Annotated in this window: 23 protein-coding genes and 1 tRNA gene; 11 read left to right on the top strand and 13 right to left on the bottom strand. The window is 47.8% G+C overall.

Annotation, left to right across the window (positions count from 1 at the left end; genetic code table 11):
• From cysK to IQ219_RS00185, 3 genes are all read left to right on the top strand, one after another.
• Positions 1 to 913, top strand: a 913-nt coding sequence (gene cysK, locus IQ219_RS00195) for a cysteine synthase A (RefSeq protein ID WP_194071319.1), incomplete at its 5' end; no start/stop codon positions are given.
• 99 nt (positions 914 to 1,012) lie between these two features.
• The gene (zwf, locus tag IQ219_RS00190; protein WP_190598970.1) at positions 1,013 to 2,542 is read left to right on the top strand and encodes a glucose-6-phosphate dehydrogenase; all 1,530 of its coding nucleotides are present in this window, start codon (positions 1,013 to 1,015) and stop codon (positions 2,540 to 2,542) included.
• A 167-nt stretch (positions 2,543 to 2,709) separates the two neighbouring features.
• Positions 2,710 to 3,891 carry an OFA family MFS transporter gene (locus IQ219_RS00185; protein ID WP_228016592.1) on the top strand — a complete coding sequence of 394 codons (1,182 nt, stop codon included), beginning with the start codon at positions 2,710 to 2,712 and terminating at the stop codon, positions 3,889 to 3,891.
• A gap of 21 nt (positions 3,892 to 3,912) precedes the next feature.
• Here IQ219_RS00185 and IQ219_RS00180 read toward each other — a convergent pair whose 3' ends face one another.
• Positions 3,913 to 4,797, bottom strand: coding sequence for a restriction endonuclease (locus IQ219_RS00180; RefSeq protein ID WP_194071317.1), 885 nt, complete (start codon positions 4,795 to 4,797; stop codon positions 3,913 to 3,915).
• Between the two features lie 140 nt (positions 4,798 to 4,937).
• On the opposite strand from IQ219_RS00180, the gene uvrA reads away from it, so the two are divergent.
• A complete protein-coding gene (gene uvrA / locus IQ219_RS00175) occupies positions 4,938 to 7,850 on the top strand; it encodes an excinuclease ABC subunit UvrA (RefSeq protein WP_194071316.1) in 2,913 nt (970 codons plus the stop codon).
• 30 nt (positions 7,851 to 7,880) lie between these two features.
• Here uvrA and IQ219_RS00170 read toward each other — a convergent pair whose 3' ends face one another.
• The 3 genes from IQ219_RS00170 to IQ219_RS00160 form a co-directional block, all read right to left on the bottom strand.
• A complete protein-coding gene (locus IQ219_RS00170; protein WP_194071315.1) occupies positions 7,881 to 8,252 on the bottom strand; it encodes a type II toxin-antitoxin system PemK/MazF family toxin in 372 nt (123 codons plus the stop codon).
• Positions 8,245 to 8,469: a hypothetical protein gene (locus IQ219_RS00165; protein WP_194018484.1), complete on the bottom strand. Its 225-nt coding sequence runs from the start codon at positions 8,467 to 8,469 to the stop codon at positions 8,245 to 8,247. Before IQ219_RS00165 ends, IQ219_RS00170 begins: the two co-directional genes overlap by 8 nt.
• A 110-nt stretch (positions 8,470 to 8,579) precedes the next feature.
• Positions 8,580 to 8,717, bottom strand: a complete 138-nt coding sequence (locus tag IQ219_RS00160; RefSeq protein ID WP_228016591.1) for a hypothetical protein — start codon at positions 8,715 to 8,717, stop codon at positions 8,580 to 8,582.
• Between the two features lie 376 nt (positions 8,718 to 9,093).
• Here IQ219_RS00160 and IQ219_RS00155 point away from each other — a divergent pair, with 376 nt between their 5' ends.
• Positions 9,094 to 10,206, top strand: a complete 1,113-nt coding sequence (locus IQ219_RS00155) for a TRAP transporter substrate-binding protein (protein WP_194071314.1) — start codon at positions 9,094 to 9,096, stop codon at positions 10,204 to 10,206.
• Here IQ219_RS00155 and IQ219_RS00150 read toward each other — a convergent pair.
• Positions 10,203 to 12,293 (bottom strand): EAL domain-containing protein, encoded by a 2,091-nt coding sequence (locus IQ219_RS00150; RefSeq protein WP_190598981.1) that lies wholly within the window; start codon positions 12,291 to 12,293, stop codon positions 10,203 to 10,205. The genes IQ219_RS00155 and IQ219_RS00150 overlap by 4 nt on opposite strands.
• 347 nt (positions 12,294 to 12,640) lie before the next feature.
• Here IQ219_RS00150 and IQ219_RS00145 point away from each other — a divergent pair, with 347 nt between their 5' ends.
• Positions 12,641 to 13,594 carry an orange carotenoid-binding protein gene (locus IQ219_RS00145; protein ID WP_194071313.1) on the top strand — a complete coding sequence of 318 codons (954 nt, stop codon included), beginning with the start codon at positions 12,641 to 12,643 and terminating at the stop codon, positions 13,592 to 13,594.
• A 155-nt stretch (positions 13,595 to 13,749) separates the two neighbouring features.
• Positions 13,750 to 14,079, top strand: coding sequence for a fluorescence recovery protein (locus tag IQ219_RS00140; RefSeq protein ID WP_194071320.1), 330 nt, complete (start codon positions 13,750 to 13,752; stop codon positions 14,077 to 14,079).
• Between the two features lie 14 nt (positions 14,080 to 14,093).
• On the opposite strand, the gene ribBA is transcribed toward IQ219_RS00140, so the two are convergent.
• Complete coding sequence (gene ribBA / locus IQ219_RS00135) at positions 14,094 to 15,746, bottom strand: bifunctional 3,4-dihydroxy-2-butanone-4-phosphate synthase/GTP cyclohydrolase II (protein ID WP_190599063.1); 1,653 nt, start codon at positions 15,744 to 15,746, stop codon at positions 14,094 to 14,096.
• Positions 15,747 to 16,018: 272 nt separating this feature from the next.
• Here ribBA and IQ219_RS00130 point away from each other — a divergent pair, with 272 nt between their 5' ends.
• On the top strand, positions 16,019 to 16,750 hold the full coding sequence (locus IQ219_RS00130; protein ID WP_194071312.1) for a glycoside hydrolase family protein: 732 nt from the start codon (positions 16,019 to 16,021) through the stop codon (positions 16,748 to 16,750).
• Between the two features lie 24 nt (positions 16,751 to 16,774).
• Here IQ219_RS00130 and hisF read toward each other — a convergent pair whose 3' ends face one another.
• The gene (gene hisF, locus IQ219_RS00125; RefSeq protein WP_194018478.1) at positions 16,775 to 17,572 is read right to left on the bottom strand and encodes an imidazole glycerol phosphate synthase subunit HisF; all 798 of its coding nucleotides are present in this window, start codon (positions 17,570 to 17,572) and stop codon (positions 16,775 to 16,777) included.
• Positions 17,573 to 17,720: 148 nt separating this feature from the next.
• On the opposite strand from hisF, the gene IQ219_RS00120 reads away from it, so the two are divergent.
• From IQ219_RS00120 to IQ219_RS00110, 3 genes are all read left to right on the top strand, one after another.
• Positions 17,721 to 19,154, top strand: coding sequence for a YdiU family protein (locus tag IQ219_RS00120; protein ID WP_194071311.1), 1,434 nt, complete (start codon positions 17,721 to 17,723; stop codon positions 19,152 to 19,154).
• Positions 19,155 to 19,259: 105 nt separating this feature from the next.
• Entirely contained in the window at positions 19,260 to 19,487 is a 228-nt protein-coding gene (locus IQ219_RS00115; RefSeq protein WP_338116515.1) for a twin-arginine translocase TatA/TatE family subunit, read from the top strand.
• Positions 19,487 to 20,722 carry a glycosyltransferase family 4 protein gene (locus tag IQ219_RS00110; RefSeq protein WP_194071310.1) on the top strand — a complete coding sequence of 412 codons (1,236 nt, stop codon included), beginning with the start codon at positions 19,487 to 19,489 and terminating at the stop codon, positions 20,720 to 20,722. The genes IQ219_RS00115 and IQ219_RS00110 overlap by 1 nt, the downstream gene beginning before the upstream one ends.
• A 118-nt stretch (positions 20,723 to 20,840) precedes the next feature.
• Here the strand turns inward: IQ219_RS00110 and IQ219_RS00105 are convergent.
• The 6 genes from IQ219_RS00105 to IQ219_RS00080 form a co-directional block, all read right to left on the bottom strand.
• Positions 20,841 to 20,921, bottom strand: a tRNA-Leu gene (locus IQ219_RS00105).
• A 74-nt stretch (positions 20,922 to 20,995) separates the two neighbouring features.
• On the bottom strand, positions 20,996 to 21,994 hold the full coding sequence (locus tag IQ219_RS00100; RefSeq protein ID WP_194071309.1) for a permease: 999 nt from the start codon (positions 21,992 to 21,994) through the stop codon (positions 20,996 to 20,998).
• Positions 21,995 to 22,017: 23 nt separating this feature from the next.
• Positions 22,018 to 22,560 carry an anti-sigma factor gene (locus IQ219_RS00095; RefSeq protein ID WP_228016590.1) on the bottom strand — a complete coding sequence of 181 codons (543 nt, stop codon included), beginning with the start codon at positions 22,558 to 22,560 and terminating at the stop codon, positions 22,018 to 22,020.
• A 182-nt stretch (positions 22,561 to 22,742) separates the two neighbouring features.
• On the bottom strand, positions 22,743 to 23,414 hold the full coding sequence (locus IQ219_RS00090) for a sigma-70 family RNA polymerase sigma factor (protein ID WP_212715955.1): 672 nt from the start codon (positions 23,412 to 23,414) through the stop codon (positions 22,743 to 22,745).
• Positions 23,415 to 23,669: 255 nt separating this feature from the next.
• Complete coding sequence (locus IQ219_RS00085; protein ID WP_194018474.1) at positions 23,670 to 23,921, bottom strand: hypothetical protein; 252 nt, start codon at positions 23,919 to 23,921, stop codon at positions 23,670 to 23,672.
• 108 nt (positions 23,922 to 24,029) lie between these two features.
• Positions 24,030 to 24,242 carry a chlorophyll a/b-binding protein gene (locus tag IQ219_RS00080; protein WP_010872099.1) on the bottom strand — a complete coding sequence of 71 codons (213 nt, stop codon included), beginning with the start codon at positions 24,240 to 24,242 and terminating at the stop codon, positions 24,030 to 24,032.
• Positions 24,243 to 24,482 lie beyond the last annotated feature (240 nt).

Raw genomic sequence — 24,482 nt, 5'->3', positions numbered from 1 at the left:
GTTAATTGGTCGTACTCCTCTAGTTCGCCTCAATCGTATTCCCCAATCCGAGGGGTGTGAAGCTCAAATTGTAGTCAAGTTAGAAGGGATGAACCCGGCGGCGTCGGTAAAAGACCGCATTGGCGTCAATATGATTAACCGGGCAGAACAGGAAGGGTTGATTGAACCAGGCAGGACTCTGTTGATTGAGCCCACTTCTGGTAATACAGGTATTGCCCTCGCCATGGTGGCGGCGGCCAAGGGTTATCAATTAATTTTGACCATGCCAGAAACCATGAGCCAAGAACGACGGGCTATGTTAAAAGCCTATGGAGCCAAATTGGAACTCACCCCAGGGGGAGAAGGTATGGGCGGGTGCATTAGAAGGGCCCAGGAATTGGCGGAAAGTTTGCCCAATGCCTATATGTTGCAACAGTTTGATAATCCGGCTAATCCTCAAATTCATCAACAAACTACGGCATTGGAAATTTGGCAAGATACGGACGGAGCCATTGATTTTTTGGTGGCGGGGGTAGGCACTGGTGGCACAATTACCGGGGTTGCTTCTGTATTGAAGGAGAAAAAGCCTACTTTTCAGGCGATCGCCGTGGAACCCCAAAATAGTCCGGTCTTATCGGGGGGGAAACCAGGTCCCCACAAAATCCAAGGCATTGGGGCAGGTTTTATTCCCGAAGTGCTGGATGTGGATTTAATTGATGAAGTAATTACCGTTACTGACCAAGAGGCGATCACCTACGGCCGTAGATTAGCCAGGGAAGAAGGTTTATTGTCGGGGATTTCCACCGGGGCAGCTCTAGCGGCGGCCATCAAAGTGGGAAAAAGACCTGCCAATAAAGATAAATTGATTGTTATGATCCAACCTAGTTTTGGGGAAAGATACCTCAGCACCCCCCTATTTCAGGATTTGGACTAGGAAAGGAATTTTTCCTGAAAACTTTGCCAGAAAAAGGAAACTTTCGGGAATTGTGAGTTATTTTAAAGCGTAAGTGGCCACACAATACGAGCATTCCCCATGGTAACGCTACTCGAAAATCCCTTCCGCACTGGACTCCGCCAAGAACGCACTCCAGAACCCCTCATTTTAACCATTTTTGGTGCATCGGGGGACCTGACCCAACGGAAACTGGTGCCAGCCATCTACCAAATGAAACGGGAGCGTCGTTTACCCCCGGAGTTAACAGTTGTCGGTTTTGCTAGAAGGGACTGGAGCCACGACCATTTTCGTGAGCAGATGCGTAAAGGCATCGAAGAATTTTCCACCGGCATTGGCAGTGAGGACCTGTGGAATGAGTTTGCCCAGGGGCTATTTTATTGCTCCGGCAACATGGACGACCCAGAAAGCTATCTCAAATTGAAAAACTTCCTCGCGGAATTAGATGAAAAACGTAACACCAGGGGCAATCGGGTCTTCTATTTAGCCGTTTCCCCCAATTTCTTTCCCCCAGGTATTAAACAATTGGGGGCGGCGGGGATGCTTAGTGATCCGATAAAAAGCCGGATTGTGATCGAAAAGCCCTTTGGTCGAGATTTAAGCTCAGCCCAAAACCTTAACCGAGTGGTGCAGGGGGTTTGTAAAGAAAATCAGGTATATCGCATCGACCATTATCTGGGCAAAGAAACGGTGCAGAACCTGATGGTATTCCGCTTTGCCAATGCAATTTTTGAACCATTGTGGAATCGCCAGTTTGTCGACCACGTACAAATTACGGTAGCAGAAACGGTAGGTGTAGAAGAACGGGCTGGTTATTACGAATCTGCCGGTGCCCTGCGGGACATGGTGCAGAACCACCTGTTGCAACTGTTTTGCTTGACCGCCATGGACCCCCCCAACGCCATTGATGCAGATAGTATTCGCAACGAAAAGGTCAAAGTTTTACAGGCTACCCGTTTGGCAGATATTAATAACCTGGAAAATGCTGGCATCCGTGGTCAATATAAAGCGGGTTGGATGGGGGGCAAACCAGTCCCCGGCTATCGGGAAGAATCAGGGGTAGCTCCCACTTCTACCACCCCCACCTTTGTCGCCCTCAAGTTAATGGTGGATAACTGGCGTTGGCAGGGAGTCCCCTTTTATCTCCGCACCGGCAAGCGTATGCCCAAAAAAGTGAGTGAGATCGCCATTCAATTCCGGGAAGTTCCATTGTTAATTTTTCAATCCGTGGCTCACCAAGCTAACCCCAATGTGTTGAGTCTGCGAATTCAGCCCAACGAAGGTATTTCTCTCCGCTTTGAAGCAAAGATGCCTGGTTCAGAATTGCGTACCCGCACCGTGGATATGGATTTTAGCTATGGTTCTTCCTTTGGGGTGGCCACGGCTGATGCTTATCATCGTCTCTTACTGGATTGTATGTTGGGGGATCAAACCCTCTTCACTAGGGCTGATGAGGTGGAAGAAGCTTGGCGGGTAGTAACTCCGGTGTTATCAGCTTGGGATGCCCCCAGTGATCCCCTTTCCATGCCTTTGTACGAAGCTGGCACCTGGGAACCGGCAGAGGCGGAATGGTTAATTAATAAGGATGGCCGTCGTTGGCGCAGGTTATAGATCGCTAGTAAACCAAAGTTAATCAACCGGTTAACATCGACCCTAATTATGGATACTGATTAGCAATTTTTTGACTGCAAAAATTATTGTTTATGAATAATGAATTAGGGGTCACTGTTCTAGGGAAAAATGCCCATCAAAGTAGATGGTTTTTAGTTCCATTGGGAATGATTGTTTTACTTTGTCTGGGCACGGTATATTCCTGGAGTATTTTCAGGACTCCCCTAGAGAATGAATTGGGCATTAGTGCAACAGCTAGTTTACTGCCCTATACTTTTGTGTTGGTTTTTTATGCCATTTTTATGCCTATTACGGGGTTTTACATTCCCCGCCTTGGTACCCGTAAAATCACTGCTGTTGGTGGTATTATTGTCGGTTTGGGTTACATTTTATCTAGTTTTGCCACTAACGTCGGAACTTTGATTTTTACCTACGGAGTAATTACCGGCATTGGCATTGGTATTGTTTATGGTGTTCCTATGGCTGTTGTGGCCCGCTGGTTTCCGGACAAAAAAGGACTAGCGATGGGATTAACTATTATTGGCTTTGGCTTATCTCCCCTGATCACCGCCCCCCTGGCTAACCATTTAATTAGTGTTTATACTGTCCGCCCTACCCTGCGTCTTTTGGGCATTGTCTTCACTCTGGTTATTCTGACTATTTCTTTAACGATGAAATTTCCTCCCAGGGGATGGCAACCACCCCAGAAAATCACTAATACTGAAACTATTTTAACCCCGGTTTATCCCCAAAATTTGTTTAAAACCCGCTCATTTTATGGTCTATGGATTTGCTATATCATCGGGGCATTAGTGGGGTTGAGTGCCATCGGCATTTCCAGTCCGGTGGGACAGGAAATTATTAATATTAATCCCAATGTGGCGGCGGGTAGTGTATCCTTATTTGCCCTCTTTAACGGAGTAAGTCGTCCGCTATTTGGCTGGCTTGCTGATAAATTTAAGCCCCACCACATTGCAATTTTATCCTATGTTTTGATTTTGATCGCTTGTATTCTAATGATCAATGCTCAAACCGGGCAGGTTGCCACCTACTTAATTGCTTTCTGTTTATTCTGGTTCTGCCTAGGGGGTTGGTTAGCCATGGCTCCCACTATGACGCTACGCTTTTTTGATCCTGACCAGTACGCCCAAAATTACGGCATTATTTTCACCGCCTATGGCATGGGGGCTTTAATTGGAACTCTGGTAACAGGTCGGGTTCGAGATTTATTTGGTAGCTACACCTATGCGTTTTACCCCATGGGTTTATTAGCTATTATTGGCATTATTGTAGCCTGTACTTTGCTAAAGAAAGAAGGATCAGCTTCGGCAACATTCAGCAGAAAATGAATCTATGTTGTGAAGTTTATATTACTTAAAGCGATCAAAAAAATCTGTATCAATTTCATAAACTATTTTGGGTTTTAAGCCTAATTCTAACTGCTCAAACATTTTAATTAACTTGTTTGAGTCGACCAATTCAATCGGTGATACCCTATCCCGGATAGCTTCTCTCTCTGCTTCTTTGGTGAAACTTCCTGTGGTGATTAAAATCCCCTTGTCGGCCCGACCCATCATGGCCCCGCGAAAATCTCTGATTTGTGGTGCTCCCACCGATCCTGCATAACGTTTACATTGAAATAAAACCGGGATGCTTAACAGGGGATTAATTTGCAAAATACCTTTGCCGTCAATGCCTCCATCTCCAGTTTTTCCTGTAACCTCCACCTCTTGAAAACCAGCTTCCCGCAAAAATTGTTTACACAGGTGCTCAAATCCGCTAGGGGAAAGATTTCTTAATATCTGCAGTAGTTTTTCTCGATAGTCGACTGTAATCAGACTTTCGCCATCGTCAGGGGCATAAATTTCCTCTTCTTGAATTTCCCAATTATTTCCATTGGAGTCCACCGATTTTTTATCCTTGAACTCGCCCTGAACTTCCTTGAAAATGGTGAATGCTCTCTGATTGGTTACCGTTTCTGCTATTCCTTTCTCTGTTAATGTCCAGACTCCCCGTTTAGAAGAATCTAAATAACCAGCTTTCACCAAATAGAATCTGGCCCAGTCAATCTGGTTGATAATCCGGGAGGAGCCACTTTTAAGCTTTTCCTCCAGTAATTCTTCGGATATTTGCAATTTTTCAATGATTACGTTTTTAACTTCGCTGGGAGTACCCGAATAGCCTAATTCCCTTAAGGCAGAAAGCAGTGGAACAAAATATTTGACAAATTCTGGACCCTTGCTTGCTTTTGACATTCTTGGTTAATTAATTTTTGCTCTGCAGAAAATTGTATCAGTTAGACAATTTTTCCTTTACCTAAATGGCGATCGCCGACCAAGATTAGCAAAGACAGTTTAAAATCGTGAAGAAAAGTTAAGAGCCTTGCCGCCCCCCTATGCCCGACCAAAACAGCATCCGTATTCGAGGCGCTAGACAACATAACCTGAAAAATGTGGATCTAGACCTGCCCCGCGATCGCCTGATTGTCTTTACGGGGGTATCGGGGTCAGGGAAATCTTCCTTGGCTTTTGACACCATCTTTGCAGAGGGGCAACGGCGCTATGTGGAATCCCTCAGTGCCTACGCACGACAGTTTTTGGGGCAATTGGATAAGCCCGATGTGGACAGTATTGAGGGGCTGAGTCCCGCCATTTCCATCGATCAGAAATCCACTTCCCATAATCCCCGCTCCACCGTGGGCACAGTTACGGAAATTTACGACTACCTCCGTCTGTTGTTTGGCCGGGCCGGTAGTCCCCATTGTCCCCACTGCCAACGGAACATTGCCCCCCAAGCCATTGACCAAATGTGCGATCGGGTGATGGAGTTGCCCGACAGAACTAAGTTTCAAATTTTGGCTCCGGTGGTGAAAGGGAAAAAAGGCACCCATGTGCAACTACTTTCCAGTTTGGTTTCCCAGGGTTTTGTGCGGGTAAGAATTAATGGAGAAGTGCGAGAATTAAGTGACAATATTGAACTGAAAAAGAACCAAGCCCACACTATTGAAATAGTCATTGATCGCCTGATCAAAAAGGATGGTTTGCAGGAAAGACTGGTGGACTCCCTCAGCACTTGTTTAAAGCAAGCAGAAGGCACAGCCATTATAGATATTTTGGACAAACCAACACTGACAGTGCTAGATGGAGGTAAAAAAGACGATAAAGAAGCATTAAAAGCGGCGGAAAATGGTCAAGCTTACCACGCAGAATTGCCCAAGGAAATTATCTTTTCAGAAAACTTTGCTTGTCCGGAACATGGGGCGGTGATGGATGAACTTTCCCCTCGTCTATTTTCCTTCAACTCCCCCTATGGTGCTTGTCCCGATTGCCATGGCATTGGCTTTGTGCGCTCCTTTTGCCCCGATTTGGTTATTCCCGATCCAGAAAAGCCCGTCTATGCGGCGATCGCCCCTTGGTCAGAGAAAGATAATTCCTATTACTTGTCCTTACTATACAGTTTGGGACAACATTTTGATTTTAAACTACAAACCCCTTGGAAAAAATTAACCCAAGAGCAAAAGGAAGTGGTTTTATACGGTACGGAAGAAGAAATTTGGTTTGAAGGGGAATCTCGTTACCGCAATAAACAAGGTTATTATCGTCGTTTTGCCGGGGCGTTAAATATTCTGCAAAAAAACTATGACGAAACTAATTCCGATGCCATTAAACAAAAATTAGAAAAATATATTATTAATCAACCCTGTCACACCTGCGACGGTAAAAGGTTAAAACCCGAAGCGCTGGCCGTAAAGCTAGGGCAGTACAACATTAACGATTTAACCAGTGTACCTATCCGTCAGACCCTAGAACGGATTGAAAACCTAGAGTTGACCCCCCGGCAAGCCATGATTGGGGAGTTGGCCCTCAAGGAAATTAAAGCCCGTTTAACCTTTCTCCTGGACGTAGGTTTGGATTACCTCACTCTAGATCGGGCAGCTATGACTTTATCGGGGGGGGAAGCCCAACGGATTCGCCTCGCTACCCAAATTGGTTCCGGTCTAACGGGGGTGTTGTATGTGTTGGATGAGCCTAGTATTGGTTTGCATCAACGGGATAACGATCGCCTTTTAGCTACTTTGACTAAATTGCGGGATCTAGGCAATACGTTAATTGTGGTGGAGCATGACGAAGATACCATCCGCCACGCTGACCATATTGTCGATATTGGCCCCAAAGCGGGCATCCATGGCGGCGAAATTGTTTGTCAAGGGGATTTCCAGACCCTATTAAAAAATAAAAGATCTCTCACCGGGGCTTACTTATCCGGTCGGGAGGCGATCGCCACTCCCCCAGAGCGTAGGAACGGCAATGGGGCTAAGTTAACCCTCCAAGGTTGCTGTCATAACAATCTACGCAATATTGATGTGACCATTCCCCTAGGAAAACTGGTGTGCGTTACGGGGGTATCCGGCTCCGGCAAATCTACCCTGGTGAATGAATTGCTCCATCCGGCTCTGCAACATCATCTCTCCCGCCAAGTCGCCTTCCCTAAGCATTTACGGGAAATTACCGGCCTCCAGGCAATCGATAAGGTGATTGTCATTGACCAGTCCCCCATTGGCCGCACTCCCCGCTCTAATCCGGCTACCTATACCGGCATTTTCGATCCGATTCGGGAAATTTTCACCCAAACCGTTGAAGCTAAAGCTAGGGGCTACAAGCCGGGGCAATTTTCCTTTAACGTCAAAGGAGGCCGCTGTGAAGCCTGTGCTGGGCAAGGAGTGAACGTCATTGAAATGAACTTTTTGCCCGATGTTTATGTGCAATGTGACGTGTGTAAAGGGGCCAGGTATAACCGGGAAACGTTGCAGGTTAAATATAAGGGCTATTCCATCGCTGATGTGTTGGCCATGACCACGGAAGAAGCGTTAACGGTATTTGAAAATATTCCTAGGGCAGTGAATCGTCTGCAAACCTTGGTGGATGTGGGTTTGGGTTATATCAAACTGGGTCAACCGGCTCCTACCCTATCCGGGGGAGAAGCCCAACGGGTCAAACTAGCCTCGGAATTATCCCGCCGGGCCACGGGCAAAACTTTGTATCTCATCGATGAACCCACCACGGGTCTATCTTTTTATGATGTGCATCATTTACTGAATGTGTTGCAAAGACTAGTAGATAAAGGCAATTCTGTTTTAGTCATTGAACATAATCTAGACGTAATCCGTTGCAGTGATTGGATTATTGATCTGGGCCCCGAAGGCGGCGATCGGGGAGGGGAATTGGTGGTTACAGGCACACCGGAAATTGTGGCTCAACATCCCACTTCCTATACTGGTAAATATCTAGCCAATGTATTGCAATCCTAAATGCGAGGGCATTTTCAGGCTCTTTTTTTATCAAGACCTAAACGCCGAGTTGAAACCAAGCTCAATAGATACTGCTTTTTCGATTTCTTCCCAGTAAACATCTTCCAGAGTACCTTGTTTATTTTTAATTCTCTGAGCATCAACAGCCCTTAATTGGCTCAAGTTAATATGGCGATCGCCATTGAGTCCATTCCGTGGAGTCGGTGTAATGTTCACAACAAATGGATAGGTTTTTGTTCCAGGCAATAAAGGAGCCACTATTGTGGTTGTTCCATTTTGGTTGCCAACATCGTTTTGCAGAATCAGACAGGGGCGTTCTTTATCGGCTTCATGACCAACAACCGGCTTCAGATCGACCCACCATATCTCTCCCCGCTTGTAGGTTAAGGTTCCGTTAGGCATTTAAACCATCGCCCACTGTAATTTCCCAAACAGAAACTTCTTCTTGAAACTCTGGGTCATCCGCCTGATCTTTATAGGCATCTTCTAACTCTTTCATGAAAATTCTTCTCTTTTCTTGCCAGAGAATATCATTTATAAAGCTGCTACGATTGCTTGTAAGTTGATCCACAAAATCTAGAATATCGTCGTCCAGGGTTATACTGACTTTCTTACTCATTGTCATAAGCCGCCTGCGACAGCCCAGTAGGATTAGGTCATCATACTAGCCAATCCTACCTTTGTTGTCAATGATGTCATCTTTGAGTCGGGTGCAGTGATTTATTTGACTTACTGACCTCGCCCTGGCTTACAGTCTGCAAAACTTAACGCCTCTGTATCTAAAAAACTGGCGATCGCCATCTCAAGGACTGCTTCAACAGGATAATCAATTTCATTGGCGCGAGCAATCAGCGCATCCTGAATCAAATCTGGTAGGCGCCCTAAAATAATTTCCGCATCAGCAGACTATATTTGCTCTGACAGTTTCACTTGCACTGACTAAGACTCCATAGGAATTAGAACGTTATACGGTGGCTTCGTTGCTCTCAAAATGATCGCCTCTAGTTCCAATAATTCCAATTAATAGCCTAGGTTTTTTTGTCCAGACAATGGGGAGCATCATAATGATAGGAGAAATTCCTCTAATTAGAACTCTGTTGCTTCTTTTAAGCTGGCGATCGCCATTTGGCTTGTTAACAATTACCGGCAATTACATTCTAAAGAGAAATTTTCTGTAATCGACGAATATAGCCGTAAACCTGTGGGAAAATCCCTTAAATCATCCCTTTCATGACCTGCCCCTATGAAACGCCGTCAACTCCTTAGCCAATCGGCGATCGCCGCTGGAACCGCCGCCAGTTTAGTTGCCTGTAGCAAGGCCACCACCTCCAATAATCAAGCCACCACCGGAGGAGAGCTACCCAATATTCGCTGGCGCATGGTCACCAGTTGGCCCAAATCCCTTGATACCCTTTATGGGGGAGCCCAGGATTTCTGTGAGGCGATCGCCGCCATGACCGGGGGAAAATTTCGCATCACCCCCTACGCCGCTGGGGAAATTGTGCCAGGGTTAGAAGTCCTTGACGCAGTGCAGAACGGCACCATTGAATGTGGACACACCGCCAGTTATTACTACATTGGCAAAAATCCAGCCCTGGGTTTTGCCTGTGTAATGCCCTTTGGTTTAACTGCCCAACAACAAAACGCCTGGCTCTATGCCGGAGGAGGGCTGGAAATGATGCAAAAGGTTTACAGCGATTTTAATATCATTAACTTCCCTGCCGGTAACACCGGAGCCCAAATGGCTGGCTGGTTTAAGAAACCGGTGGAATCCCTAGCGGATTTGCGGGGCTTAAAAATGCGGATTCCCGGCCTGGGGGGGCAGGTAATGGCCCAACTGGGGGTCAATGTCCAGGTAATCCCTGGTGGAGAACTATTTTTAGCCCTGGACCGGGGCACCATTGACGCAGCGGAATGGGTGGGGCCCTATGACGACGAAAAACTAGGATTAAACAAGGCAGCCAAATACTATTACTATCCCGGTTGGTGGGAACCAGGGCCCACCTTGGACCTACTGGTGAACCAAAGCCAATGGGAAAAATTACCCCTGGAATATCAAACTATTTTTCAAGAAGCAGCCCGCAGCGCCAATTTATTGATGCTGTCCCGCTACGAAACGTTCAATAGCATGGCCCTCAAAACATTACTTGACGGAGGAACTATTCTCAAATCATTTTCTCCAGAAATTTTAACGGTAGCTCAAGAAACTTCCCAAGCTTTACTAGCAGAATTTGCCAGCAAAGATGCTCAATTTAAGGAAATTTATCAACAATGGCAGACATTCCGCACTCAAATGTTTGGTTGGAATGCAATCAACGAACTTAGCTATACCCAATTCGTCGAAAAAGTTCCCTAACCAAGGCAAAATCTTTGAAAATTACCTTCCGCTAGAAAAGCCGTGATTTCTGCTTCCGAAAGGGGGTGACTAAACCAATAGCCCTGCATTTCTCGACAGCCTAAATCGTAGAGACAACGAGCTTGGGATTCCTCCTCTATACCTTCAGCGATAATGTTTAAGTTAAAACCATTGCCCAACAGCAGTATGGCTTGAATAATGGCGGCATCTTTGGGGGTGTGGAGAATATCCTTAGTGAAAGAACGATCAATCTTTAGGGTATTGAAAGGAAAGGTTTTGAGGTAGGAAAGGGAAGAATAGCCAGTGCCAAAATCATCCATGGAAAGCCGGATACCATGAGATTGCAGGGCATTGAGCAAATTTTGGGTGGCAGTGACGTTCTGCATGACAATGTTTTCGGTAATCTCCACCTCAAGGCGATGGGGAGCCAAGGAAGATTCTTCCAAAATGCGTAAAATTGTCGGCAATAAATCCGGTGCTTGGAACTGTTGGGGAGAAAGATTAATGGCAATGCGAAAATCATCATCCACCGCCGGAGCCCAATTGTGAAAATGTTGAAAAGCTGTGCGCATAATCCATTCCCCCACCGGAATAATTAGGCCAGTGGTTTCCAGCAAACCAATGAACAAACCTGGGGGGACTAAACCCTGGAACGGATGTTGCCAACGGATCAGAGCTTCCACTCCACAAAGGCGACCGGCTTGCACATCAATAATCGGTTGGTAATAAAGCAAGAATTCATCTTTTTCTAGGGCCTGATGTAGGGCGTGCTCCAGTTGAATCCTTTCTAAATGGTCACTGTTCATGGACTCTTCATAGAAGCAGTATTGCCTACTACCAATGTCCTTGACTTCGTTTAATGCTACTCCCACTCGATTGAGCAAAGTTTCCACGTTATCGCCATGGTTGGGGTAACAGGCAATGCCCGCATAACCCTGGAGGTAAAGGGGATTATTCGCAATGAAAAATGGTCTTTTCAATACCGCCAACAATCGTCGTACAAAAACTTCAATTTCGTCCAGGTTACGGCAGGATTGAATTAACAATATAAAGGTATCTCCCCGCCAACGACAAAGTAAGTCTTCTAATCTCACATGGGCGGACAATCTCTCAGTGATAATTTTGAGTACCTCATCGGCAACGCTGTGCCCCAGTAAATCATTTAAAGATTGCAGTTCCCGAAAACCTAAAAGCACTAGCCCTAAAACACTACTTTGGTTCTGAACGTTACTTAAGACTTTGCCCAATTCTTGTTTGAATAAAAAACGGTTGGGTAAGTCCGTTAAGGGATCATAAAAGGCCTGGTAATGGATCGATTGTTCAATTACTTTGCGCTCAGTAATGTCGAAAATATAACTACGAATAAACTGACTTTCGGCGGGGTAGTGAATATGTTGCTCATAAAACTTATCTCCTATTTGTACCTCTCTAGTGCGGATATAGTAAGTGGGAGCATCTTCCCGCTGGGGAATAACATCTCTGAGCAGGGGATGGGTCATGGAATCTTCCCGAATGGAGGGGAATTTTTCCTTAGTAGCGGTGTTCAAATAGGTCAAGTTACCGAAGTAATCAATCTCCACCATGGGGTAGGGACTATATTCAATACAAGCGGCTAGCTTAGACAATTGTTCGTGGCTCAGTTGGGACAGATCATCCTCGTGGCCGATCAGGGTAATGTCCCATTGTTCCTGGGGAAAATGCTCCGACAGATCCGGAGTTAATCGCTGGCGATCGCCACCGCCGGAGATAGTATCTTTGGGGTCGGTCGGGATGGCCTGATAGAAGATTTGAATATCTTCCGATAGGGCGATGACGTCCCCATGCACCAACTCATAATCTAAATGGGATTCACCATTAACCCACACTCCATTGCGACTGCGATGACCTTCTAAATCTCCATCAATGATGTGGAAGGAAATGTCTAAATTAGGATTAATTTTTTTGATTAGGGTGGCGTGGCGACGGGAAATTTGGGGGGAAGGAATAACAATGGTGTTGCTCGGATGGCGGCCAATAGAATAACAAGAATTTTGTAAGCGAATGACCTTCTTAAACGAGGGCGAATCAACAACCAATTGATAAAGCATAGGAGCGTTACAAGGGAAAAAAGTCGAGCCTGAAGAAAATATAGTCCTAGACAGTGATCATTGTTGTAATTACCGAGCAATTATTGATCACTGCCCCAACCAGCTACCACTAAGGGGAAATAAGTAAGAGAACAATCTGATTTGTATTCGTTGCTGCCATCATTTAATTTCCCCAACCAATGGTAGCCTACACAATAATTATTCAGCCACTATATTCTTTGTCCTATTATTGTCAAGCTAGGACAAACTTTTAGAAAAAATCTCGGTTCCCATTCGGTTTTCCGATCCCAAAGGGGCCCACCAAACCATGGTAAATTCTGGGGAAAGTTGATTCATGTATAAAACCTATGCCATTCACCATTGACTCTGCCCGGGGTATTTTCCCTAACACCTTAGCTGCGGACGTTGTTCCAGCTACTATCGCTCGTTTTAGCCAACTTAATGCCGAAGATCAGTTGGCATTAATTTGGTTTGCTTACCTAGAAATGGGTAACACTCTCACCATTGCCGCCCCTGGGGCCGCCAGCATGCAACTGGCAGAAAATGCCCTCAAGGAAATTCAAGCCATGAGCCCCCTCCAACAAACCCAGGCCATGTGTGACCTGGCCAACCGGGCTGACACTCCCCTGTGCCGCACCTACGCCAGTTGGTCCCCCAACATTAAATTAGGCTTTTGGTATCGCTTAGGGGAATTGATGGAACAGGGTTTTGTGGCCCCCATTCCCCCTGGTTACCAACTCTCCGCCAACGCCAATGCGGTACTGGCCACCATCCAAGGCTTAGAATCCGGTCAACAGATTACCGTATTACGGAACGCGGTGGTGGACATGGGCTTTACTGCTGGTCAAGATGCCAAACGCATTGCTGAGCCTGTGGTTCCTCCCCAAGACACCGCTAGCCGCACTAAAGTTTCCATTGAAGGGGTAACCAATGCCACTGTCCTCAATTACATGGACAACCTCAATGCCAATGATTTTGAAACCTTAATCGAACTATTTACCCCCGACGGTGCTCTGCAACCTCCCTTCCAACGGCCCATTGTTGGCAAAGAAAATGTGCTCCGCTTTTTCCAGGAAGAGTGCCAAAACCTGAAATTGATCCCGGAACGAGGCGTTACCGAACCGGCAGAAGATGGTTTCACCCAAATTAAAGTTACCGGTAAGGTGCAAACTCCTTGGTTTGGTGGCAAAGTGGGCATGAACATTGCCTGGCGTTTCCTCCTCAACCCCGAAGGGAAAATTTTCTTTGTGGCGATCGATCTCCTGGCTTCCCCTAAAGAATTACTCAATTTTGCTCGCTAGAATGACTCCCCTGGGCTTTTTCTCTTTCCCATAGGGAAGACCATGGACGGAGGGATAATCAGCCAAAATACTAATAAATGTGGGCTTCTCGTTGCAGAGCAAGCTCACTTTTTTTTATTATGGTAATGATAATTACAAATCAATATCATAAGTTAATGTTACAAACCGCTGAAGCACCTTGGTCCCAAGCTGAAACCCAGTCTGCCCACGCCCTTTTTCGCAAGGCCTATGAAAGAGAATTAGATGGGTTGTTGGCAACGGTGCAAGCCCAGGCTTCCCAGATTAAGAAGATCGATGACCTTTGGAAGCTCCACGATTTTTTAAGTGCAAAACGCCACGAAATAGATGGGAAATACGACGATCGCCAGTCGGTGATTATTTTTGTCTTTGCCCAACTCTTAAAGGAAGGTTTGGTGGAGGCAGAGGAGTTAACTTTTTTAGCCCCTGACAAGCAGTCTAAAATCAAGGCTTTGGCCCGCCTGTGAGTCCCTGTCAATCCCTACTCCGCAGCCTTGCCATAGGTATAAACTGTTTGGCACTGCCATTGGTCTAGGGCATGGGGGGTGAGGTCGGCAAAAGCCAAGTTTTCCCGGTCCAGGCTGACCTGCAGGGTTTCCATGGGGTCTTCCCCTTGGGCCACCAGGAAAGCCAGGGCCTGTAGATCCGGCCATTCTTTGAGTTGGGCGAGGAAATTCTTCACCAAAGCAGGGTAGGGAGAATGGGAGTTTTTTTGCCAGGGCTGGCCCGACGGTAAATTTTGGTCTAGGCCGACGTGGAAAATTAGACCGTTTTTACCGAATAGGGCGATCGCCACGGGGCGGTTGTCTTCGTGCACCATCAGGGGGGTTCCCTGCAACAGGGCCCGGATTTTTTCCAATTTTTCGTACCGTTGCTGGGCTGAAGCTAAATTGGGGGCAAATTTAACGGCGATCGCCAGCAGATAGGTTTTGACTAACCAGTGCCCTAATTTTTCCGCTTTGGTGGTCAGGTAATGGGAGTTATAGTCGTTGGCTTCAATTAGCAGGGGTACCCGTTCGACAATTTCCAACCCATAGCCTTTTAGTCCGGCGATTTTCCGGGGATTGTTGGTGATCAAGCGGATTTGTTTGACCCCCAAATCGTTGAGCATTTGCGCCCCCATGCCGTAATCCCGCAGATCCGCCGGAAAACCCAGCCGTTCGTTGGCTTCCACGGTGTCATAGCCCAGATCCTGGAGGGAATAGGCCTTGAGCTTATTGACCAAACCAATGCCCCGGCCTTCCTGACGGAGATAAACCACCACCCCCAAACCATGGTTTTCCAGCATTTTGAGGGCCGCTTGGAGTTGCATGCGACAGTCACAGCGGAGGGAACCCAGGGCATCCCCTGTTAAGCATTCTGAGTGCATTCGCACCATTACCGGCTGTTGACCAAAGGCCGCGGGATCGCCCTTCACAATGGCAATGTGCTCTGTTTGGTCTAATAAATTGCGGTAGGCATAGAGCTTAAACTCCCCAAACTGGCTAGGAAATTGGCAAATGGTCTCCCGTTGCACAAAGCGGTCGTGCTGGAGGCGGTAACTGATTAAATCAGCAATGCTGATCAGTTTGAGGTCATATTTGCGGGCATACTCCACCAATTCTGGTAACCGGGCCATGGAACCGTCGGCATTTTGAATTTCGCAAATTACCCCCGCTGGATAAAGCCCTGCTAGGCGGGATAGGTCTACTGCGGCCTCCGTGTGGCCAGCCCGTTTGAGCACTCCTCCAGTTTTGGCCCGCAGAGGGAAAATGTGACCAGGGCGAGAAAGATCTTCCGGGCGAGTGACGGGATTAATGGCAATTTGGATCGTCCGGGCCCGGTCTTCGGCGGAAATGCCCGTGGTTACACCTAGATGGGGAGCTGCATCAATGCTGACAGTGAAGGCTGTTTGGTTGCTGTCAGTGTTTTTACTGACCATCAAAGGTAAATCTAATTCGTCCAGGCGATCACCAGTCATGGCCAAGCAGATCAATCCCCGGGCTTCCACAGCCATAAAGTTAACCAGAGAAGGGGTGGCAAATTGGGCCGCACAAATTAGATCCCCTTCATTTTCGCGATTTTCGTCGTCCACCACCACCACGGCCTTGCCCGCTTTAATATCAGCTAGGGCCGCATCAATGGCATCGAACATCGGTAAATCGGACGGGACATGGGGGACAGAAACGTTCAAGGTGCAGAAAAGGAAAAAGTTAAACTTAGAGAGGTTGGCAGGGAATGGACCACGGTGGCCACGGGCCGCCCATTGGTCGAAACAACCCCGCCCTATTGACTATTTTAGAGCTTTTCTGGGGATGCCTTGGCTCTACTGCCTTGGAGGATTAATTTCTGTGGAAAAAGGAAACTTATTTTGCCTTGGTGGGAGTCCTATGATGGAAAGCGCCCTGGTTTCGCTGGCCCCCATCCATGATTGACCGCGAATTTTTACTTGACCCCAATTCCCAGTCCCCATCCGACCTTTCCTTGGTTAAAAATCGCCCTTGGTTAGCTTCACCCTGGCCCTGGACCCTGGCGATCGCCGTTTTATTGGGCTGGGGAGGCATGGCCCTGTGGCAATCCCCCTGGTCAAGGCTAAAACTGCCTTCCTTTTCCACTGCGGTGGAAATTGCTCCCCTAGTGATGGAAGGGGGTGATCCCTATCTACGGGCCCTAATGCGCACGATCAGCGCCAGTGAAGCCAACACAGCCCAGCCCTATAACGTCATCTATGGGGGACAGCATGTGCGGGACTTGAGCGAACATCCCAACCGTTGCGTCAAAATTTTTATGGGGCCGAATCGGGGCAATTGCAGTACTGCCTCTGGGCGTTACCAGTTTTTGAACACCACCTGGGCCGAAAAAGCGGGTAAATATCATCCCCAGCCCCAGAAATTTTTGCTCTGGAAAAATTACAGCTTTGAGCCGGAGTACCAGGACCAAGTGCTTTACCGTTGGCTCGCCGATACCAAAGCCTGGGGATTAGATATTGGGGCCCAATTACGGGCTGGCCATCTAGACCAGGTTTTGCGCCATCTTTCCCCCACTTGGACTAGTTTGGGCTACGGCATTGAGGATAACGTTATGACGAAGCGTCTGCCGGAACTTTACCAACAGTTGTTGGCAGAAGAATTGCTTTTAGCCCATCATCACCAGGATTGAAGGGATTTAGCAAAAAATCTCTTCCTAGTTGTCCCCTTGGCCAAGGACTGCAGCGTGCCTGACTGGAATTTGTCTCGCTTGTAAAAAGGCTTTCAACTCCCCAATGGTTAGTTGGCCATAGTGCAACAGGGAAGCCAACAGGGCCGCTTCAGCCTTACCCTCCGTAAACGCTTCATACACGTGCTGACAATTGCCCGCCCCCCCGGAAGCAATCACCGGAATTTCCACCCGTTCGGCGATCGCCGCTGTGAGGGCCAGATCGTAACCCGCTTGGGTGCCATCCCCGTCCATGCTAGTGACCAGCAATTCCCCCGCTCCCCGTTGGGCCACTTCTTCCGCCCAGGCGATCGCATCTAAACCCGTATTTTCTCGGCCCCCCCGCACATACACATCCCAACCAGGATTATCCGCATTTAGCCGACGACGGGCATCGATCGCCACCACAATACATTGCCGTCCAAAACGATCACTGGCCCGACTGATAAAATCCGGATCCCGCACAGCGGAAGAATTGACACTCACCTTATCCGCCCCGGCCCGGAGCAAATTTTTAATATGTTCCAGTGTGGAAATGCCACCCCCCACCGTGAGGGGGATGAAGACCTCTTCAGCCGTGCGATAGACCACATCAATGATGGTGTCCCGTTGCTCATGGGTGGCAGTAATGTCTAAAAACACCAATTCGTCCGCCCCCGCCTCGTTATAGGCCCGGGCTAACTCCACCGGATCCCCCGCATCCTGGAGATCAACAAAATTGATGCCCTTGACCACCCGCCCTGCATTAACATCTAAACAGGGCAAAATCCGTTTTGCTAAGGTCATTGCTATTTTCCAAGAAATACCGTGGTGGCCAGCCAGAATTTAGCTAAAGTTACTACAAAAATCTAGCAAAATTGACGGCGGCATAGGGATAATACCATCGATTTCCCTGGCTTATCTAGCTACACCTTTACTGCTTTGCCCAACAATTGTGACTAATCCGTTTTTAAATTTAACCTACGAACCAGCCGTAGAATCCTTAGGCAATGAATTTTTTGATGCAGTGCCGGCGGCCACCTTTCTTGAGCATAAACTGAGATTCCGCAACGATCGCCTGTTACCCATGGTCGGCCTAGAACCGAGTCAGGTTAGGGACGATGATTTTGTTGAAGCTTTCGGTTTGTTCCATGGGGTAAGACCATTTTTAGCTCTGCGCTACCACGGTTACCAATTTGGTGAATATAACCCTAATTTGGGCGACGGTCGAGGTTTCCTCTATGGCCAGGTGCGGGGAGTAAACGGGGAGTTATTCGATTTTGGCACCAAAGGCTCTGGCCAGACTCCCTACTCCAGGGGTGGTGACGGCCGTTTAACCCTCAAAGGCGGGGTAAGGGAAGTGTTAGCCGCCGAAGCCCTACACCGTTTGGGAGTCAATACTTCCCGTTGTTTAAGTTTGGTGGAAACCGGGGATGCCCTCTGGCGGGGGGATGAGCCTTCCCCTACCCGAGCTTCAGTAATGATCCGCTTTAGCCGCTCCCATATCCGCTTTGGCACCTTTGAGCGACTCCATTACCATCACCAACCAGAACAGATTCGGCAATTACTGGATCATGTTATCCAGACCTATTACCCAGAAATTTCTGCCCCCAGTTCTGATGGGTCAACTCATATTGTCTTTTTCCAAGCGTTGATGGAACGGGTGGCCAAGTTAGTAGCCCAATGGATGGCGGCGGGCTTTTGCCATGGGGTATTGAACACGGACAACATGTCCATCACTGGGGAAAGTTTTGATTACGGCCCGTACGGTTTTGTCCCTACCTACGATTTAAATTTCATTGCCGCCTATTTCGACTATGGTGGTCGCTACCGTTTTGGTAATCAACCGGCTATCTGCCGCTGGAATTTGGAACGTTTGCAAGCAGCTCTGAGTTCTGTTATTACCAGTAAGGCAATGGCCGAGGTATTGGAGGACTATGAAAGGATTTATTTAAGCCATTACATCACCTTGATGGCCCGTCGCCTTGGTATTTCCCCCACCCTTGGCGATCGCCTGGATCTAGAGTTACGGGAAAAATTAGTCGGTCAAACCCTGCAATGTTTAGCCCAAAGCCAATGGAGCTACCCGGACTTCTTTACCCAATTGCGGCTTAATTTCAGCCCTAGTTGGCAGGATAAGGCCGATTTGATTTTGGAAAATGTCGATTTACTCGGCGCAGACTGGTCTGCCTGGCGGTCCATATATCAGCAGGTGTTGCAGCAACTGTCCCCGGAATCCTTGGCGACAGTAACCACAGTGCTCGAGCAAGCCAACCCCCTCACGGACCTACTGCGTCCCCGCATTGAAACCATCTGGCAGGCGATCGCCGAAGACGATGATTGGGATCCCTTCCATCAATTGGTGCACAAATTGCAAACCGGGCAGTAATTTAGCCGATGCCGGAATTCTCCGAAACCATAGCCCTAAAGGAGAACAACCAAGCTGCCGAAAACTCAATTTGGGTAAACCTTCAGAGTATGATGGGAGGACGTTGTGACCCTCCAGGAGCAAAAAATGTTTGGATTAGGTTGGCCAGAAATTCTGCTGATTTTAGGGGTAGTAATCATCATTTTTGGTCCCAAGAGAATTCCGGAATTGGGAGGAGCACTGGGCAAAACCCTGCGGGGCTTCAAAGAAGAGTTACAGACCCAGGATGTGGATAGCAGTGAAGTGGTGGATGTAGACCTAGAGGAGAGCGATTCTGCGGCCAGAAAAAAATAATGAACGTTCTTTTTCTTCACCAAAATTTTCCGGGGCAATTCAAACATCTGGCTCCTGCTTTAGTGCAACAGGGGCATCAGGTGGTGGCCCTGATCATGCAAAAAAACACGCCCCCCCATTGGCAAGGGGTAAAGTTAGTCAACTATTTTCCTAATCGAGGTAGTACCCCAAACATTCATCCTTGGCTGGTGGACTTTGAGACCAAAACTATCCGGGCAGAATCCGTTTTTCATCAGGCCCGTCAGTTAAAAGAACAGGGTTTCAATCCCGATGTTGTCATTGCTAACCCCGGCTGGGGGGAAAGTTTACTGATCAAAGATGTGTGGCCCCAAACCAAGCTAGGTATTTACTGCGAATTTTTCTACCATGCGTCCGGGTATGACACTACCTTTGACCCGGAATTTGCCAGCGCGGACGAGACCGAAGTTTGTCGCATTCGCTGGAAAAACCTAAACCATTACCTTCATTTTGACATTGCCGATGGTGGACTGGCCCCCACCCAATGGCAAGCAGATTCATTTACAGAACCTTTCCGTTCTAAGCTGACAGTTGTCCACGATGGCATTGACACTAATGTTCTACGCCCCAACAACGATGCCAGCCTAACTTTCAACAATCAAATTAACCTCAACCGCAATGACGAGATTATCACTTTCGTCAATCGCAACTTGGAACCCTACCGGGGCTACCACAGTTTTATGCGCTCCCTGCCGGCAATTCTCACTAATCGTCCCGATGCCAAGGTTTTAATTGTGGGCGGCAATGGAGTTAGCTATGGTGCCAAGCCCCCTGGCGATCGCCCTTGGCGAGACATTTTTTTTGAGGAAGTCAAGGGTAAACTGACGCCGCAACAGTTGAGTCGTCTTTATTTCCTCGGCACCATTCCCTACCAATATTTCATCAGTCTGCTACAAATCTCCACGGTCCACGTTTACCTGAGTTATCCCTTTGTGCTGTCCTGGAGTTTATTGGAGTCCATGGCCTCTGGCTGTGCCATTGTCGCAAGTAACACGGCCCCGGTGCGGGAGGTAATCACCGATGGTGAAACAGGCCGGTTGGTGGACTTTTTCGACTACTCAGCCATAGCCACAACCATCTGTCAGTTATTAGGGGACAAAGAGGAAAGACAAAGATTGGGAACTAATGCCCGCCGCCTAGTCCAGGCTAAATATGACCTACAGACTATTTGTCTACCCCAACAATTACAGTGGCTAGGGGATCTAGTTTCTGCCTAGCATTAACCAGCCGGGAAACTCGGGTATTTTATTTGTGAATTTAATAATCCGACGGAAAACCCCACCAATTTTGTTAAAAGGCGGGGCATTTTCTGTTGCACTTCAGTCATTGGTAAAATGCGGATGGCGAGACTCGAACTCGCAAGGCAAAGCCACACGCCCCTCAAACGTGCGCGTATACCAATTCCGCCACATCCGCGTTACCTGTAATAATATCATGGCAATCCCCCCAATTAAGCACCATTAAGGGACAAATTTTTTTCCCAACGGAGCTTAACTTAAGTAGTAATTGGTCACCATGGCAAAAAGAAAGACCGATAAACCGACCAAGAACACTAAATAACTCAGGGGGCGCAGTCTTAAGGTCACTAACCAGAGCCCAATGGTCTGTAAATTAAATAGGCTCCCCCACAGTAAAAAAGCAACCATGGACCCCCGCCAGAGTTGTTCCCCTAGGGGTGCTAATAAATCTGGATTAGTAAAGTTTCCCAGGGGTAAAATCAGCGACCAACCCATCATTAGTACCGTTTGCCGCACTGGTCCCAGTCCAGCCCATTGCAGTAGCCATGCCTGGGGAAGGAAAAAGACAATGCCACAGGCGATCGCCGTGCCGATGATCAAAACCCCGCCGAATTCCTGAAATTCTTCAATAATGTTACGGCCGAAAAGATGTAACTTTTGCCGCCAGGAAAAGTCCGCCACGGGATTAACTCCACTGGCAAAAACTAATCCTCCCTGCCTTGGGGACGCCTCCATGGAAGACTGGAGCATAATTAAAGCCCCCGACCGTAATAGGGGAATGTTTAGCAGGGCCGTTTCCCCCTCCTCCTCCGCCTGTTGACGGGCCAGTCGATAGGGACTAAACACCAACCCCATCACGATCGCCATCAACCAACTGAAAGAAATGCAAAGAAAGATGAGACCATACTGGGATTGACGGGAAGACAAAACCCTAACAATGGCAAAGATATTTAAAGTGGGCGCCGCCACTAAAAAACTGATAGCTAAAGGAATAGGGGCTCCCTGTAAAAGCAACCGCCTTACTAAAGGCACACTGCCAAAGGCCCCCAGAGGTAGCAGAAAACCAAGGGCGCTTCCGACCAAACTACTGAGCAAACGATTGCGGGGAAAATTAGCCACCCATTTTTGCTCATCGGTCCAAATTAGGAAAGTACTAGAAACAATAATCCCCAACAGAAGCCACGGTAGAGAAAGCAATAGAGCACTACCGAGCAAATTAAAAAACAGATTTAATGCAACCAAATTAGTCATCCAGGGGCAAAGCAACAATCAGATTAGTCCACCCCTTGTTCCGCTCCCTCATTTTGGGGCCCATGGCCAGGGTCCACTTTGGTTAACACTTCAAACATCGGCTCGTGGATTGCAATCATCAAAGGATCTTCATCCATGGCCACGATCGCCGGGTCCAAATTCGCCTGATTCAGGGAAGGATCCAAGGGTTTACCCAGAATACTAGAGTAGGCGGCCACCACCACAGCAGCAGCGGTCACACTGCCCCAGAACCAAATACCCCGCCAACGATTTTCCTGCTCCAGCCTGGCAAACACCTTCTGGGCCAAGGCGTCAGTGTCAACGGTCGGCGGCACCGGTACCTGGGGCAAAGCATTCTGCAAACGAATCAAGCCCAAGTAAGTCTGCTTAAACTCCGGGTCACTATCAATCCAGCCTTGTACCTGTTTTCTCTCCTGGGGGCTCACCTCCCCGTCAATGTAAGCACTCAACAGCTCGAATTTTTCATCAAACAATAAATCCTCATTCCCAGGTTCAGCTCCATCCCAAGGCTGCCGTGGGTAATCAAAGTCAAATTTTGAATTCATAGTAAACCTCTTCGGGGGAATCTCCACCGACAAGTAATAGTGAATTAGCAGTTTGTTATTAACTCTGGCCGATTCACTCCTCACAAAGTTGGACACTCCCTGAACCAAGGGTGGCAGGACTAACACCAATCATCAAAGCCATTGCTGGTGGCGGAAGTTAGGATTCAATGTTTAGGATAGGTTTAGGACGCCAAATAGGGCTGTAAAAAAGTCTGTAACTTCGCCCGGGCCCGGGCAATGCGGGATTTAACTGTCCCGAGGGAAACCCCTGTGATTTCGGCAATCTCCTCGTAGGCTAAACCGTCAATTTCCCGCAGGATAATAGTGGTGCGGAAAGCTTCAGGTAAGTCTTTGATTGCCGAACGTAAGCATTCATAAAATTCAGCGGTGGATAAAGTTTCATCGGGACTGGGGTAATCAGATTCAATGTCCCAATCAATTTCGCCGTCATCCATGCGCCGGGGAGCGTCCAGGGAGATGGGATGACTAACCCGTTTGCGCTTGCGTAACTCGTCGTAGAAGAGGTTAGTGGCAATGCGGCTAAGCCAACCCTTAAACTTGACTGGTTCGTTCAAGCGATGGATGTTACGGTAAACCCGGATCCAAACCTCCTGAGCTAAGTCGGCCCGGTCTTGCCAGTCGGGGGCCAAGTGATAAAGAATTTTATCCACATGGGACTGGTAACGCCGCAGCAACTCATTGAAAGCGGTACTATCGGGACGGGTCTTTTGCTGACAGAGCAAAATCAGGTCAACATTGGTTAACGATTCCGGGGGCAGGGCACCTAGTTTGCCTCCGCCACTTTCGATCGCCCAGTTGGTATTGACGGCTTGATTCATGGATTTACCCAACACGGCTGACTCCTCACATAGGCTCGTTGACGTAAGGATACCGTAAGAGTTTCTAGAATCACAGGTGTTTGCTAAAAAAATTTAAATTTCTGTCTGGCTGTGTCCATTTTTCCCTTCATCATTTTTACTTTCCCCGTCTTCTGCCGACAAAATATCGCCATATTGCCAAAAAAATAACACCCGGTACCAGGGGTGTCAGTGGTGCTATGGCAGGCAGTACCATGGGGCGACTCCAGTGGCGGTGAGCCACAGTTATTTCTAGAGAAAGTCAGCCCAACGACTGAAAAAGTAACCCCAGATGAAAGTGGCAGCCCCAATTGCTAAGAGGGTATTGGTGAAAAAGCGCCCCAATTCAGGGCTGTTGCCCAACTGCTTATCTTCCTGCCCGGCGGTGAAAAATAAAGACCAGGCTTGGTTGCTATTGATGGGAGCAAATTCGTTGAAGTCTCTGCGGAAGACAACGGGGGCAAATAAATCTTTGTTTTGATAAATATCGGTGTCGGCGTTCATAGTTTTACCTCTTACTTGTTCATTTTCCAGGGGGTGAAGGACACTCCTTCGGCGATCGATGGGGCTGAGCCCTGATTCAATAAATTGCTTGGCTATCTACTCGGCAAATTAGAGAGAGAGTAACCAACCCACAATGCCGTGGCCAGTGATTACTTCCATTGCTAGGAGGGAAACAAAGCCGATCATGGCAAAGCGACCATTCATTTTTTCGGCATATTCAGTCCAACCGGCTTGAACGCTGCTGTCAACGTATACAGGGGGTTCAATGGCGAAGTTGTTGAGACGGTTGTCTTGGTCGAGGCGAAATCCGCGGCTAGTCATAAATTGGTCTCCTTTGATTTAGGTGTTTAAGGTTTTTGTTTTGTAACCTTATGTAAATAAATGTAACGTATTGTTAAGATTTTTGTCAAGTCCGTTGACCAAATGAACTTTTTGTGAGTTGGCGAATTGCTTGCCTGGGCTGGGTTTGGGCGCATTGCCTAAATTCTGAGAGGGTCAATATTTTTCGTTACATTTGCGTAACATCGCAGGTGTCGAGTGTGCTCAGGCAATGACGTCGGG

It is taken from the genome of Synechocystis sp. LEGE 06083 (genome assembly GCF_015207725.1).
GTDB lineage: Bacteria > Cyanobacteriota > Cyanobacteriia > Cyanobacteriales > Microcystaceae > Synechocystis > Synechocystis salina.
The sequence above is the reverse complement of the archived record's forward strand: the minus strand, read 5'-3'. Positions and strand labels throughout refer to the sequence as shown.

What these genes read in the sequence shown, in the direction of transcription:
- uvrA (WP_194071316.1), top strand. Translation starts at nt 4,938, where the DNA reads ATGCCCGACCAAAACAGCATCCGTATTCGAGGCGCTAGACAACATAAC.
- IQ219_RS00165 (WP_194018484.1), bottom strand. Translation starts at nt 8,469, where the DNA reads ATGAGTAAGAAAGTCAGTATAACCCTGGACGACGATATTCTAGATTTT.
- IQ219_RS00140 (WP_194071320.1), top strand. Translation starts at nt 13,750, where the DNA reads ATGTTACAAACCGCTGAAGCACCTTGGTCCCAAGCTGAAACCCAGTCT.
- IQ219_RS00170 (WP_194071315.1), bottom strand. Translation starts at nt 8,252, where the DNA reads ATGCCTAACGGAACCTTAACCTACAAGCGGGGAGAGATATGGTGGGTC.
- IQ219_RS00185 (WP_228016592.1), top strand. Translation starts at nt 2,710, where the DNA reads ATGATTGTTTTACTTTGTCTGGGCACGGTATATTCCTGGAGTATTTTC.
- IQ219_RS00110 (WP_194071310.1), top strand. Translation starts at nt 19,487, where the DNA reads ATGAACGTTCTTTTTCTTCACCAAAATTTTCCGGGGCAATTCAAACAT.
- IQ219_RS00150 (WP_190598981.1), bottom strand. Translation starts at nt 12,293, where the DNA reads ATGCTTTATCAATTGGTTGTTGATTCGCCCTCGTTTAAGAAGGTCATT.
- IQ219_RS00180 (WP_194071317.1), bottom strand. Translation starts at nt 4,797, where the DNA reads ATGTCAAAAGCAAGCAAGGGTCCAGAATTTGTCAAATATTTTGTTCCA.
- IQ219_RS00130 (WP_194071312.1), top strand. Translation starts at nt 16,019, where the DNA reads ATGATTGACCGCGAATTTTTACTTGACCCCAATTCCCAGTCCCCATCC.
- IQ219_RS00155 (WP_194071314.1), top strand. Translation starts at nt 9,094, where the DNA reads ATGAAACGCCGTCAACTCCTTAGCCAATCGGCGATCGCCGCTGGAACC.
- IQ219_RS00085 (WP_194018474.1), bottom strand. Translation starts at nt 23,921, where the DNA reads ATGAACGCCGACACCGATATTTATCAAAACAAAGATTTATTTGCCCCC.
- hisF (WP_194018478.1), bottom strand. Translation starts at nt 17,572, where the DNA reads ATGACCTTAGCAAAACGGATTTTGCCCTGTTTAGATGTTAATGCAGGG.
- zwf (WP_190598970.1), top strand. Translation starts at nt 1,013, where the DNA reads ATGGTAACGCTACTCGAAAATCCCTTCCGCACTGGACTCCGCCAAGAA.
- ribBA (WP_190599063.1), bottom strand. Translation starts at nt 15,746, where the DNA reads ATGTTCGATGCCATTGATGCGGCCCTAGCTGATATTAAAGCGGGCAAG.
- IQ219_RS00145 (WP_194071313.1), top strand. Translation starts at nt 12,641, where the DNA reads ATGCCATTCACCATTGACTCTGCCCGGGGTATTTTCCCTAACACCTTA.
- IQ219_RS00100 (WP_194071309.1), bottom strand. Translation starts at nt 21,994, where the DNA reads ATGACTAATTTGGTTGCATTAAATCTGTTTTTTAATTTGCTCGGTAGT.
- IQ219_RS00095 (WP_228016590.1), bottom strand. Translation starts at nt 22,560, where the DNA reads ATGAATTCAAAATTTGACTTTGATTACCCACGGCAGCCTTGGGATGGA.
- IQ219_RS00080 (WP_010872099.1), bottom strand. Translation starts at nt 24,242, where the DNA reads ATGACTAGCCGCGGATTTCGCCTCGACCAAGACAACCGTCTCAACAAC.